Origin of the sequence: Taurinivorans muris (assembly GCF_025232395.1) — a bacterium.
Classification (GTDB): domain Bacteria; phylum Desulfobacterota; class Desulfovibrionia; order Desulfovibrionales; family Desulfovibrionaceae; genus Taurinivorans; species Taurinivorans muris.
In genome coordinates, this window is the sequence record NZ_CP065938.1 from 1140782 (window position 1) to 1154154 (window position 13373).

The window sequence follows — 13373 nt, forward strand, 5'->3', positions numbered from 1 at the left end:
CCGTTCGCAGACCTTTTCAAACCGATTGTGCGCATTTCTCGGCAAGATGTGCGTAAATTTGCACAAATTCGGCATTGATAGCCGTTTGCCGCGCCAAAAAAGAAAATGCTTCTGCTATGTTCTTTTTTCTTTCGCCTAAATTTTTTTGTCTGACCAACCGAACATCTTCCGCAAGAAGCGTATGGAAAAGTTCTTCCAAACGCAAACTCCGCGCTCTTGCGCTGTGTTTTTCCCAAACAAGTTTTCTGCCCTGCATGGCAACACGGTACAAATCGTCCTCTTTTTCCTTTGAAAGCCAATGCCTGCACAAATCAACAGCCTTCGCCACATCAAGACGCGGATAAGCCGGCAGCGAATTGACTCCGAAATCAAAAATCTCTCCAATACGGTTTTTCTTTGTGGGCATGTTATCCGCAAGACACCCGCAGCCAAGCGCCATTGCTTCAAAGGTCCTGAAATTGAGTTCTCCCACGGCACTTTGATTTAAAATAATTTTTGAACGGGAAAAAACAGGAACAAAATTGCCGCTTGTGATGAATATCGGCTGAAACACTTTAAAAAGCGTATAAAAGGTATGGCGGTCCGGATTGTTCTTATGTCCCATCGTTCCGACAAAAGCAACGGGAATATCGCGGTTTTTAAACCATTCTTCCTTTGTTTCTTCCGGATTGAAGCGCATGGCGAACAAAGGAAAATGCTCGGAACAAGGCATAAATTTTTCTCTTTCCTCCGCCTGGGCATAAAGAACATGATCGAAAGCGTGAGAAAAAGCGCCGTGCCACGCATGGCAATACGTATCAATAGAATAAAAAACGCAGGGAACAGGCAAATCTTCTATGCCGAAAATGTGCGGTAAACTGCTGTCATCCGCATAGAAAAAAATATCCGGCACAAAGCCTTTGCCCGCGCAAATCTCCAGCAAGCGTTTTGCGGAAATAACAGAAGTCAGCTCCAATTCGCATCCGGCAGATTCGCCGACATGCCAGACAGTATGCCCTAATTCCCGCAATTCTTTGGTAAAATAAGAATTTTTTCCGTACTGTAAAATATTCATAAGAAAAAAAGGCTTTCCCGAAAAGGGAAAGCCGCAAGACTAATTATGTTTGATTTCAACACCGAGCAATTTAATAAATTCACCGATCAAAGCGGGGTGGGCAGGCCATGCGGCGGAGGTCACCAAATTGCCGTCAACAACGGAATCGGACAATGTTTCATTGGAATTGGTCCAAATACCACCGGCAAGCTTGATGTCAGGCATAACGGCAGGGTAGGCGGTACATTTCTTGCCGCGCACAACATCCGCAGCAACCAAAAGCTGAGGACCATGGCAAATTGCGGCAATGGGTTTCTTCGCTTTTTCAAATTCCTGCACGATTTCCACTACGCGTTCATTTAGACGGATATATTCCGGTGCTCTTCCTCCCGGTATGTATAAACCTGCATACTCCGTTGTTTTCACGTTTTCAAAATCATAATTGAGCATGAAATTATGCCCGCGTTTTTCCGAATAAGTTTGATCACCCTCGAAATCATGAATGGCGGTTGCGACAATTTCACCGCTTTTTTTGCCGGGGCAAACAACATCAACCTGAAAACCGCACATCACAAGCATTTGATAAGGAATCATAAGCTCGTAATCTTCAACGAAATCACCGGCTAACACAAGAATTTTCTTAGACATTTTAAACTCCTTTTAAGGTTTGATATACGTATACCGTTCATTTTGCAGGCGGGCAAGCTCAACTATCCCGGCGGGAACAACCTGTACGCCGTCCATAAGCGTTTCTTTGGGCAAAGAAAACTTATTCATCGCATTTTGACAAACACGGATCTGCAGGCCTTTTCCCTGTAAATCTTTCAACGCGGGCAAAGCGGTTTCTTTTTTGAACAAATTCACGGCAGGACCATTGACAAGCATGACAACTTCCGCTTTTTGCCCTCCTATCGCCGTAAAATAATTGGCGATATTTGAAATTGCGATGTTCAGGACCGCTTCATCATTTAAATCCACATGAAAAACAATATCGTAATTCATAAGCCCTCCCTGCATGATTAATGGTTCAATTGTGCGATAGTCGCCAAATGGTGGACAGGACCGATACCTTTTCCGGGAGCGTATCCGTTTCGCAAAGCGCAGTTCAAATATTCCTGAGCTTTTTTCACTGCGATGATCAAAGGCTGTTTCTTTGCCAAATACGCCGTAATCGCAGCAGACAAGGTACAGCCTGTGCCGTGGCTGTTCGGCGTATCCACATGCGGCTGACGCAAAGCCTCGATAGTTCCCTTTGCATCAAAAAACCAGTCCGTGACAAGGATAGGCTTGGCTTCAAAATGCCCGCCCTTAATTAAAACAGCCTTCGCCCCCATGGCGAGAAGTTTTTTTCCCGCCTCTTCCACGCTTTTATCGTCAACAAGCTTTATTCCGGTAAGCACTTCCGTTTCCGGCTTATTGGGCGTTATAAGCGCCGCCAAGGGAAAAAGCTTCTTTTTCATAATCTCCACAGCGCTTTCCTCAATAAGGGCGTGCCCGCTTGTGCTGACGCACACAGGATCGACAACCAAAGGAAAATCAACATGTTCCAACTCGCTCGCCAAAGCCTCGATAATTTCCGCACTGAAAAGCATGCCGGTCTTTGCCGCGTGAATGGGAAAACCGTCAAGCACAGCCTTCAGCTGCTGTACGACGAAATCAGCGCTTGGAGCATGGATACCGGTTACCCCAAGACCGTTTTGCGCGGTAAGCGCCGTAATAACGCTTGTACCGTAAGTTCCTAAACTCGCAAACGTTTTCAAATCCGCCTGTATCCCTGCCCCCCCGCCGCTGTCAGAACCGGCAATGGTCAATACATTGGAAAGCACGCCTGTAAACATATTTTTCTCCTATAAATAAACAGCTTCAAAAACTGCCAACACGGAATTGTTTTCCAATAATTTTAAAATCGAACCATTGATTTGCCACGCGTCAGCTTTATTTAACATTTGGTTGAATTCCCTTGCCTGTTCTTCGCCATGGGGACAAAGCATGAGCGTTGCCCCGCCCTGCCCGAATTTAATGGAACTTTCTTCAATAGTTACAGGCATGAAGAAATTATTGCAGCCGTCAGAACCCGTTGCCATATTATCACGGATAATGATATGCGGCTCCCTTTGCCCTTCAAAAACTTCCACAGCCTTTTCACCGATTGCTGTCAGCCGCCAATAGGTATTTTCCAAACTTGTGTGCTGAAACATGGATTGACAAATTCCTTTATCTGCTTTGCTTACTTTTGTAGGATACATTTCAATTTCGCCATCGCTTTTTCTGCGGAGCACAACATCCATATCCACGATTACAGGACGGACAAACGTTTCCTGAGGGAAGTGCTTTGTGATAATTCCATTATGCACAGCGGGAAAACGGCACATGGACGTGCAGTCGGTAAAAGAAAAATCTCCGTTATTATCCTGCAATACACCGGAAACATTGAATTTTCCTATTTCAAACAATTCCTTTTCCCTGCGGGAAAAAGAAAGCATGTTTTTATCTTCATAATGCCTGAAAACAAGGGTGTTTTCATCCTGAACAGCCGCCACAAGCGGAGCATCGTTTTCTTGAGAGATTTCAATATTCTGCTTTCTGTCAATATATGCCCAGTGCGCTATCTGCATGGTTCCGTTCTTTTTTACAATAGCCAAGCCATTTTTTTCCAAAAAAACGACATCGCCCTGCGCACTGGCGAACTTGGCGGGCACAATCAATTCTTTTTCATTCACGGCTTGCCCCGCGCGATGCAACAGAATATTTTTCTCTTCTATATCAACAGGTTTTTCCGTTGCGAACAAAAGAATATTGTCATGATAAACAGAAGCTTCCATAAAAACGTTATCCCCGGCTTCAAGCACGCAGTCAAAGGAAAAAGGCAAAGGCGTTTTTCCCTCTGTGGGAATGAAATACAGGGCGAAAGGCACTGTTTCGTCATTTTTATACAAAGCATAGCGGACTTCCACACGCGGAGGAAGAAGCATGCGTTCCCGATAAAAAATCTCTCCGGTGAACGTTGTGACGGTTTGAGAAGATTTTTTGAATGTGAACGTTTGTCCTTCTGCCTCGACAGTGAGCGTTTTTCCATTCAAAGTAAGCGTGCATTCCTTTTCCTGCACGGCTCCGGAAGAAAGATACGAATAATGCAAAAGCACGGAATTTTCTCCCGTTCTTTGCCAGGAATAACCTGTGCGGGTCTTACTGTTTATGAAAGAAAACGTGCCGTCTTCTTTAAAATACACATACGTATCGGAATCCGTTTCCCAAAGCCCGGCAAGTTCATCGGCATAAGCCGGCGAAACCAAAAATAAACTAAAAAAAAGCACTGCGATGTATTTCATAAAATTCTCCTATACAAGGGCAACCAAATCATATTGCTGCGTTTCCGCGATGTCTGCTTCAACAATCATTCCCGGTTTGATTTCCACTTCAGGCGGAGCGGAAACATAGGTGATGCCGTCCACATCAGGAGCCTGAAACCATGTGCGCCCGACATAAAGTCCCGCCCATTCCTCATGCTCCCTATCAATCAGGACAGGCATGCGTTCTCCGAGATATTCTTCCAAAATTTCCCCGCTGATTTCAGCCTGCAGCCGCATAAGTTCGTCTTTGCGCGCATTTTTTACACGCTCTTCGACTTGCTGAGGCATTTCAGCGGCTTTTGTTCCGTCTTCCTGTTCATAAGCAAAAACACCCAGCTGATGAAAACGGGTTTTATCCACAAATTGATAAAGTTTGTCAAAATGCGAATCCGTTTCTCCGGGGAAACCGACAATAAATGTCGTGCGCAGCGCTGCTTCCGGAAAATATTTGCGTATCCTGTCCACGGCAATTTCCGGATTTTGCGCGAAAGGCCTGCCCATTCGGGCTAAAATATCCTCATGAGCGTGCTGCAGCGGAATATCGAAATAGGGTACAAACGTATCGCCTGCTTCCTGCAAATATTTCAGTAAGGTATCGGTCATTCCGGCAGGATAGAGATACATCAGCCGCAAACGTTCCAAACCGTCCAAACGGAACAGCCCGTCCAAAAGCGGACGCAAATCCTTATCGTCCGTATCACTGCCCCATGCCGTCACATCCTGCGCCACAAGAATAAGTTCTTTTATTCCGCTGCCGATAACGACCTTTGCCTCGGAAATAAGCATTTCCTTATCAAGGGAGCGATACCCCCCGCGAATGGAAGGAATAGTGCAAAAAGAGCAATTATGGCGGCAACCCTCGCCAACTTTCAGCCATGCATAGGAGGGAGCCGTGCTTACCTTTCTGCCCTGCACGGGAATCTGCATGATACGGTTATCATAGGTAAAAGCCTGATATTCCCTTGCAGGCAATTTGATGCCGAAGTGTTCCTGAACAGCGGCGGCAACAAGGCTTCCCCAACTATCAATATCTTTTGTTTCAAGCCAAAGATTGACTTCCGGAACTTCTTTTTTCAATTCACACGTTCCATAGCGTCCAACCAAGCACCCGCAAACGATAATGAAGCACTCTTCGCCGGCTTGCGTTGCTATTTCAACAATAGTCGCAACGGATTCCTGCACGGCGCTTTGAATGAATGCGCAGGTGTTGATGAAAACAACATCGGCATCTTCCAATTCATCAACAACGATGAAATCACCCAAAGACCCCAGAACATGCTCCGTATCAACTAAATTTTTAGGACATCCCAAACTATGCGTATAAATCTTCAACATCATGCTACTCTAATTTTTTTCCCAGGCGGCTAAAACGCAAGGAATTGTTTTCACTGTCCCAAGACCAGTAAATTCTCCAAGCCTTGCCGTAAATTTCATCACGATTGACCGTTCCCCAAGCGCGGGAATCTTCCGAATTATCCCTGTTGTCACCCATGCAAAAATATTCATCCGCAGGCACTTTGAAAGGCGGCATGTTGTCAAGCGCGCCATAATAATCCGGACGGGTTTGAATAATGTAATCTTCTTCCACCTTCTCCCCGTTGCGGTAAAACTGTTTATCACGCATTTCAACAATATCGCCGGGCAAACCAACAACCCGCTTTATATAGTCAACGGACGGATTTTTAGGATATTTGAATACGATGATATCCCCGTATTGCGGACCGTCCCCTTTGTAAATCCATGTATTTGAAAAAGGCAGTTTGAAACCGTAACTCAGCTTATTGACCAAAATATAATCGCCAATCTGTATGGTATTGAGCATTGAGCCTGACGGAATGGTAAAGACTGAAACCAAAAACAAACGGATGAAAGCCGCCACGACAAGGGCGACAAAAAGCGCTTCGCCGTATTCTCTGATAACGCCTTTCTTTTTAGGAGTTAATTCTGACATAGTTTCCTCAGTTCATGTAGTTGTCTGTTTTTATCATGCATCGCCAAGTCGCGCAAGTTTAATAGTTTTCATTTTCCCGCAGAAAGTCTGGCGGCTTTTTTCTAAAGCTTTTCCGAGCGCTTCCGATATGAAGATATGGAGGAATAAGGAATGGATGAAATCCAAATCGATTTTTCCACAGAAAACAGCTTTTCGCAAAACCAAAACACAAGAGCTGTAAACCTTGCAAAACCTGTCCAAAACTCCCCGTTTTCGCAAGGCTCTTCTCCTGCGCCCTTTTCCCTGCAATCCCAAACAAAACAAGACAATGTGCACATTTCGCGGTCTGCACAGCTCATTCAGCAAAATACCGCTCCTTTCTCCGCCCATGCTTCCGCCAATACCACAGCAAACGCCCGGTCCGTCGCCCTGCAAAACGGAACCCTGTCTTTGGCACAAAATAAAGAAAACGGCATAACAAGCGATTATCAGTGGAAAAACGGCACAAATTTCCAATTCACTATCAATCAAAATATCAATCTGCAGGAAAACGAAGATCAGTCCACATCTGTTTTCTTTGAACAAGACAATATCAGCAAAAAATATCACGCAAACGGCAACATCTCAAAATATCAGGGAAACATTTTAGACGGAAATAAAAAATCCGTCCGTATCAATGCGCAGGGCGGAACGCTGAACGCTGAAAACGATACTGTTTTCGCCTTGGCAGACAACACAACCGTCAATGCCAAAGGAAATAACACCATCATCCTCAAAAATACCATGCGTGACATGCAAATCAACACCCAAAACGGCGATAACACCATAGTCGGGCAAACCCTGCAAAATGTCACCATATCCCTTACAGGCGGCAAAAACACTCTTAATTTTAAAAATGCGGAAAACAGCATAATCGATGCCCGAAAAAGCAATGTGCATTTAAATACGGGCAAACTCGCGGGAAGCACCCTAAACCTCGAAAAAGGAACACATGCTCTCAATATCCAGCAAAGTTCGCACAATACCATCCATTTTGCGTCCGGCTCTTTCAATCAAGAGTCGAAACTGAATATTTTCGGAAAAACCGAAAACACCCTCATTCACGCCTCAGGCGAAAAAGTAAATCTTTCCTTGCAACATAGCCAAAATAATTACATTCAATCCACGGCGAAATTCACGCATGCCACTTTTTCAAAGTCTAAAAGCGATGTCGTGCAATTCGATACATACAGCAGTATTGTCAGCACCGGAACCCTAACGGACAGCAATATGGAAATAAACGGAACGCAGGCTGTCAACATGCGGGGCAATGCACTGACCGGAAATTCCAATCTCGCACTTTCAGGGCATTCCGCGTCTCTTGCTCTCAATACGCTTTCAGAAAATGCGGCAGCGAATATCGACACCCGGCATTTCGCCCATAGCCAAATTCAAAATATTTCCGGTAATGCAACCCTTGATATTCAGGGGGGATATTACAATAATCTCGCAGTCAATACTCTGAAAGACACCGCCTTTGCAAATATTTCAGGCGACGGCGCTGTTTCTGTCAATACCATGAAAGATAATGCCGGAATCAACTTGGGGGAAGGCATACTCAATGTCACTATCGGCGCAGTTTCTGACAATGCGGTAATCCAAGGCGGAAAAAACGCCCTGCAAAGCAGGATAGGCGCAAGCTCCAAGGCAGACACGGAACAAAACCAACCCGGCAACATTCATAACACGTTTCAAAATACCGCTATTACCCAAAACCAAGAACAGACAAGAGCATTTAACGCATACCGCACAACGGCGAATAATTTCCCGAAAATCACAAACACACTACAAAATCAAATAAAACTCAATCGGCTTGTGTGAAAATCATTCTTTGCAAAATCATCCTGCCAGTATACTTTAAACTCTTTCTTCCAACAAATACAATATGGTTTGTCCAGCTGTATAATTATTTTTGGCTCTAGACCACTATCTTTTTCAAGATTATGGTTAATGATAATGAAATTCAATAGATTAAGTAAGTATAAAATAAAAAAAATTATTAACTGTTTTTCAATGGATTTAACTGCCACTGCAACAAGTGAATTATTAAAGTTAAATCGTAAAACTGTTAACAATTATTTTACGGAATTTCGTGAGTTAATTCTTGAAGACAGTATTCAAAAACACCAAAAAGAGCTTGGAATATTTGAACTTGATGAAAGCTATTTCGGAGCCAAAAGAGTGAGAGGTAAGCGAGGACGCGGAGCTGCCGGCAAGACTCCTGTTTTTGGGGTCTTAAAGCGTGAGGGAAAAGTTTTTGTCAGCATAGTTCCAAGATGTTCAAGGGAAGAGTTATTGCCCATAATACAAGGAAAAATCCTCGAAGGCTCAACTATCCATACAGACGGTTGGAAAGCCTATGACGGCCTTATTTTGAATGGTTATACCCATTACAGGGATTCCACCATGAAAACGAATTTGTGCGGGGAAAATCACATGTGAACGGCATAGAAAGCTTCTGGAGCTTTGCTAAAAGACGGTTGGCGAAGTTCAATGGTCTGACAGATGAAAAGTTTGTCTTGCACTTAAAAGAATGTGAATGTAGATTTAACCTCAGAAATGAAAATTTTGCTGTTTCTATGGAACAACTTTACTTCAAAAACAAAAAGTGATGGTCTAGAGCCTTTTTTATTTTTATAATCAATTATTCTATGTAATTTCATATACTTACGTACAATATCTATATGAGATACTAGTCAAGAACATTATCATTTTTTGTGAGCAATACACATACGATAAATTGTAAAATTATTATTCCAATATAAATAGCAGAATATAGTGTTAATGAATCATTAAAAATAAATGAAATAATAGGATAGACAATCAAGGCAACAATTGGATTTATTTGCATGGAACTACCAGTTAAAATTAATGTTCCAATTAATGACCACAAAATACTATGTGAAAAATTATATATATCTAATGCTACAATAATAGAAAGTACAATATTTAAAGTAATCATAATTATAAACATTATATAGTTTCCCCATACCATACAAAACAATCTTACATAAATTATTAAGTATTATATTCTCTCTATTTGAATTGTCAAGTCAAATAGATACGTTGTAAAAAAGATCTAATTTCTCAAGAAGTTATACTCCTATTATGACGTAATCAGGTTAACTTGTTTATGTTATGTTTGTTTCTTACTTTTGCTTTTATTTTTTAAATCATTGATAATTGAAATCTGAAGTGTAACATTTGAGATAAAAAAATAGTTCAAAAATAAACCTTGTTGCAGAATTATTTTGTGTCGATTTACAGGAGGGGTTTAACTAAGGTATTCCGCACAAACAAAGCCTGCGGGTAGGAAGGGGCAGGCGGTTATGTTAAAACAAAAACCCCCGTATATGGTTTATCGGGCGTTTAAAATAGGGAGCTGCTCAAGAGTCTAAAAAAATATGGGCAAGAAACGTATCAACAGAATTTTTCCAATATCTTCTTTTAATTTTAGATAGATTGCCCGACGTCTGAATTTCGTCGAACCACGATATGATATTTGCAATTCCATTTCGTATGGAATAAACGTTGACTGTCATTCATGCCGTACTGTTCTCATTTGGTTATGCCGAGCACATTGAAACATATCAAAGAAGGACAACTTAGCTGTTTTTTTATGTTGAAGCGGACAAAAAACGCCCGTATAAAAAATACGGGCGTTCAAATAAAACAACAACCTCCTCTGAGTTTTTCACGGAGGCGTCAGAAAAACAACAGGTATTCCACCAAGCTATATGGGATAAATTATTTAAAACCGCCTGCTTTTTTATGCAGGCGGTTGGGGGATGAAAGGAATTAAATAAAAAAAGGTTTAGCGTCGTCCTACTTTCCCACAATAAAGACTGCAGTATCATCGGCGAAGAAGAGCTTGACTTCCGAGTTCGGAATGGGGTCGGGTATACCCTCTTCTCTATGGACACTAAACCAAATTTGATGCTCAAGCCGTGCGGCGAGCAAAATATATAATTGACAGAAAAAGAAGAAAAGTTTTTGAGAAACAAGACGAACGGACTATTAGTACCGGTCAGCTGAACATATCGCTATGCTTACACCTCCGGCCTATCAACGATGTAGTCTGCATCGGTCCTTCAGGGAAAACTTATCTTAAGGCAGGCTTCCCGCTTAGATGCTTTCAGCGGTTATCCCTTCCGCACATAGCTACCCTGCTGTGCCGTTGGCACGACAACAGGTCCACCAGGGGTGCGTCCATTCCGGTCCTCTCGTACTAGGAACAGGCCCTTTCAATTTTCCTACGCCCACAGAAGATAGGGACCAAACTGTCTCACGACGTTTTAAACCCAGCTCGCGTACCACTTTAAACGGCGAACAGCCGTACCCTTGGGACCTGCTTCAGCCCCAGGATGTGATGAGCCGACATCGAGGTGCCAAACCGCATCGTCGATATGAACTCTTGGATGCGATCAGCCTGTTATCCCCGGCGTACCTTTTATCCAATGAGCGATGGCCCTTCCATACGGGACCACCGGATCACTAACACCTACTTTCGTATCTGTTCGAGATGTCTCTCTTACAGTCAAGCTCCCTTATGCGTTTGCACTCGACGGCTGATTTCCAAACAGCCTGAGGGAACCTTTGTATGCCTCCGTTACTCTTTAGGAGGCGACCGCCCCAGTCAAACTACCCACCAGACACTGTCTGTGAGCCGGATCACGGCATCACGTTAGGACCTTAGACATACAAGGGTGGTATTTCAAGGATGACTCCATACATACTGGCGTACATACTTCAATGTCTCCCACCTATCCTACACATGTAGGCCCAAAATCCAATGTCAAGCTATAGTAAAGGTGCACAGGGTCTTTCCGTCTTTCTGCGGGTACACGGCATTTTCACCGCGACTTCAATTTCACCGAGTTTCTGGCCGAGACAGTGTGGAGATCGTTACGCCATTCGTGCAGGTCGGAACTTACCCGACAAGGAATTTCGCTACCTTAGGACCGTTATAGTTACGGCCGCCGTTTACTGGGGCTTCAATTCGGAGCTTCGCTTGCGCTGACCCCTCCTTTTAACCTTCCAGCACCGGGCAGGCGTCAGTCCGTATACATCGTCTTGCGACTTCGCACAGACCTATGTTTTTAGTAAACAGTCGCCACCACCAATTCACTGCGGCTCTTCAATGCTTCGTCAGAAAAAAACTACACAATAAAGAGCACCCCTTCTTCCGAAGTTACGGGGTTATTTTGCCGAGTTCCTTGGCCAGAATTCTCTCGAGCGCCTTGGATTATTCATCCCACCCACCTGAGTTGGTTTGCAGTACGGTTTCTATGACCTAAACTTAGGAGATTTTCTTGGCAGCATAGACTCAACTACTTCAGAGCATACGCTCACGGACTCGTGTCTCAGACCCGGGATACGGATTTGCCTGTATCCTGCTCCTACACACTTGCACCGGCATCCAACAGCCGGATAGCCTATCTTTCTGCGTCCCTCCATCGCACAATCATAAAAGTACGGGAATATTAACCCGTTTCCCATCAGCTACAGCTCTCGCTCTCGCCTTAGGGGCCGACTAACTCCGGGAAGATTAACTTTACCCGGAAAACCTTGGGTTTTCGGCGAATAGGTTTTTCACCTATTTTATCGTTACTCATGTCAGCATAATCACTTCTCTCTCGTCCAGCATGCCTTACGGCACACCTTCAGCCTGTCAGAGAACGCTCCCCTACCAGAACACTTGCGTGCAATTCAAAGCTTCGGTAACATACTTAGCCCCGTTACATTTTCGGCGCAGAGTCATTAGACCAGTGAGCTATTACGCTTTCTTTAAACGATGGCTGCTTCTAAGCCAACGTCCTGGCTGTCTGAACAACCCCACCACCTTGACCACTGAGTATGTATTTGGAGACCTTAGCTGTTGATCTGGGCTCTTACCCTCTCGACAACGGACCTTAGCACCCGCTGTCTGACTCCCAAGGTAATTCTATACGGTATTCTGAGTTTGATAAGGTTTGGTAATCTGGTAGGACCCCTAGCCTTTTCAGTGCTTTACCTCCGTTAGAAAATCCTTGAGGCTATACCTCAATATATTTCGGGGAGAACCAGCTATCACCGGGTTTGATTGGCCTTTCACCCCTATCCACAAGTCATCAGAAACGTTTTCAGCCGTTGACTGTTCGGTCCTCCACAAGGCTTTACCCTTGCTTCAACCTGCTCATGGATAGATCACCCGGTTTCGGGTCTAATCCGCACAACTCATCCGCCCTTATCAGACTCGGTTTCCCTACGGCTCCGCTTACGCTTAACCTCGCTGTACAGATTAACTCGCTGACTCATTATGCAAAAGGCACCTGGTCACAATCGTAAAATTGCTCCCAGAGCTTGTAAGCAACAGGTTTCAGATTCTATTTCACTCTCCTTACTGGAGTTCTTTTCACCTTTCCCTCACGGTACTGGTTCACTATCGGTCGCTGGTTAGTACTTAGGCTTAGAAGATGGTCCTCCTTGATTCCCACGAGGTTTCACGTGCCTCGCAGTACTCAGGGACTGACTGCACCCCTTTCGGCTTCAAATACGGGACTTTCACCCCCTATGGTGTGGCTTTCCAGCCAGCTTCTTCTACCTACTCAATGATTGCGTCTGTCAGCCCTACAACCCCCATAGGACGAATCCTACAGGTTTGGCCTCTTCCCATTTCGCTCGCCGCTACTTTGGGAGTCTCGTTTGATTTCTTTTCCTCTAGGTACTGAGATGTTTCACTTCCCTAGGTTAGCTCCTGCAACACTATTCATTCATGTTGCGGCAGCCGGACTTTACTCCGGCTGGGTTTCCCCATTCAGAAATCGCCGGGTCAATGGATATTTAGCTCCTCACCGACGCTTATCGCAGCTTATCACGTCTTTCATCGCCTTCCAGCGCCAAGGCATCCGCCCGTTGCTCTTAATAACTTGTCTCAAAAAAACTTGTCTTCTTCTTTTTCTGTTCAATTGTCAAAGAACCGTAACTTGCGTTACTGCCGAAACAAATTCGGATAAAAATAATAAGGCAACTTATTCCTTCT

At 44.1% G+C, this 13373-nt stretch carries 8 protein-coding genes, 2 rRNA genes and 2 pseudogenes; 2 read left to right on the plus strand and 10 right to left on the minus strand.

Annotated elements, in window-relative coordinates:
• Positions 1 to 16 precede the first annotated feature (16 nt).
• The 7 genes from JBF11_RS05345 to lepB are packed head-to-tail and all read right to left on the minus strand — an operon-like array spanning position 17 to position 6334.
• The gene (locus tag JBF11_RS05345; protein ID WP_334314474.1) at positions 17 to 1054 is read right to left on the minus strand and encodes a glycosyltransferase family protein; all 1038 of its coding nucleotides are present in this window, start codon (positions 1052 to 1054) and stop codon (positions 17 to 19) included.
• Positions 1055 to 1093: 39 nt separating this feature from the next.
• Positions 1094 to 1681 carry a DJ-1/PfpI family protein gene (locus JBF11_RS05350; RefSeq protein WP_334314475.1) on the minus strand — a complete coding sequence of 196 codons (588 nt, stop codon included), beginning with the start codon at positions 1679 to 1681 and terminating at the stop codon, positions 1094 to 1096.
• 12 nt (positions 1682 to 1693) lie between these two features.
• Positions 1694 to 2035, minus strand: a complete 342-nt coding sequence (locus tag JBF11_RS05355; RefSeq protein WP_334314476.1) for a DsrE family protein — start codon at positions 2033 to 2035, stop codon at positions 1694 to 1696.
• 17 nt (positions 2036 to 2052) lie between these two features.
• Positions 2053 to 2871 carry a bifunctional hydroxymethylpyrimidine kinase/phosphomethylpyrimidine kinase gene (thiD, locus tag JBF11_RS05360; RefSeq protein ID WP_334314477.1) on the minus strand — a complete coding sequence of 273 codons (819 nt, stop codon included), beginning with the start codon at positions 2869 to 2871 and terminating at the stop codon, positions 2053 to 2055.
• Positions 2872 to 2880: 9 nt separating this feature from the next.
• The gene (locus tag JBF11_RS05365; RefSeq protein ID WP_334314478.1) at positions 2881 to 4362 is read right to left on the minus strand and encodes an META domain-containing protein; all 1482 of its coding nucleotides are present in this window, start codon (positions 4360 to 4362) and stop codon (positions 2881 to 2883) included.
• A gap of 9 nt (positions 4363 to 4371) precedes the next feature.
• Complete coding sequence (rimO, locus tag JBF11_RS05370) at positions 4372 to 5718, minus strand: 30S ribosomal protein S12 methylthiotransferase RimO (RefSeq protein ID WP_334316317.1); 1347 nt, start codon at positions 5716 to 5718, stop codon at positions 4372 to 4374.
• Between the two features lie 4 nt (positions 5719 to 5722).
• Complete coding sequence (lepB, locus tag JBF11_RS05375) at positions 5723 to 6334, minus strand: signal peptidase I (protein ID WP_334314479.1); 612 nt, start codon at positions 6332 to 6334, stop codon at positions 5723 to 5725.
• Positions 6335 to 6484: 150 nt separating this feature from the next.
• Between lepB and JBF11_RS05380 the strand changes: the two genes are divergently transcribed.
• Together JBF11_RS05380 and JBF11_RS05385 are read left to right on the plus strand one after the other, a co-directional pair.
• Positions 6485 to 8173, plus strand: a complete 1689-nt coding sequence (locus JBF11_RS05380; protein ID WP_334314480.1) for a hypothetical protein — start codon at positions 6485 to 6487, stop codon at positions 8171 to 8173.
• A 129-nt stretch (positions 8174 to 8302) separates the two neighbouring features.
• Positions 8303 to 8964: pseudogene (locus JBF11_RS05385) on the plus strand (IS1595 family transposase).
• 812 nt (positions 8965 to 9776) lie between these two features.
• Here the strand turns inward: JBF11_RS05385 and JBF11_RS05390 are convergent.
• From JBF11_RS05390 to JBF11_RS05400, 3 genes and pseudogenes are all read right to left on the minus strand, one after another.
• Positions 9777 to 9898: pseudogene (locus JBF11_RS05390) on the minus strand (IS200/IS605 family transposase); the annotation flags it as partial.
• Between the two features lie 266 nt (positions 9899 to 10164).
• Positions 10165 to 10279 (minus strand): 5S ribosomal RNA (rrf, locus tag JBF11_RS05395).
• Positions 10280 to 10348: 69 nt separating this feature from the next.
• Positions 10349 to 13266, minus strand: a 23S ribosomal RNA gene (locus tag JBF11_RS05400).
• Between the last annotated feature and the right edge of the window lie 107 nt (positions 13267 to 13373).

What these genes read in the sequence shown, in the direction of transcription:
- JBF11_RS05345 (WP_334314474.1), bottom strand. Translation starts at nt 1,054, where the DNA reads ATGAATATTTTACAGTACGGAAAAAATTCTTATTTTACCAAAGAATTG.
- JBF11_RS05350 (WP_334314475.1), bottom strand. Translation starts at nt 1,681, where the DNA reads ATGTCTAAGAAAATTCTTGTGTTAGCCGGTGATTTCGTTGAAGATTAC.
- JBF11_RS05355 (WP_334314476.1), bottom strand. Translation starts at nt 2,035, where the DNA reads ATGAATTACGATATTGTTTTTCATGTGGATTTAAATGATGAAGCGGTC.
- thiD (WP_334314477.1), bottom strand. Translation starts at nt 2,871, where the DNA reads ATGTTTACAGGCGTGCTTTCCAATGTATTGACCATTGCCGGTTCTGAC.
- JBF11_RS05365 (WP_334314478.1), bottom strand. Translation starts at nt 4,362, where the DNA reads ATGAAATACATCGCAGTGCTTTTTTTTAGTTTATTTTTGGTTTCGCCG.
- rimO (WP_334316317.1), bottom strand. Translation starts at nt 5,718, where the DNA reads ATGTTGAAGATTTATACGCATAGTTTGGGATGTCCTAAAAATTTAGTT.
- lepB (WP_334314479.1), bottom strand. Translation starts at nt 6,334, where the DNA reads ATGTCAGAATTAACTCCTAAAAAGAAAGGCGTTATCAGAGAATACGGC.
- JBF11_RS05380 (WP_334314480.1), top strand. Translation starts at nt 6,485, where the DNA reads ATGGATGAAATCCAAATCGATTTTTCCACAGAAAACAGCTTTTCGCAA.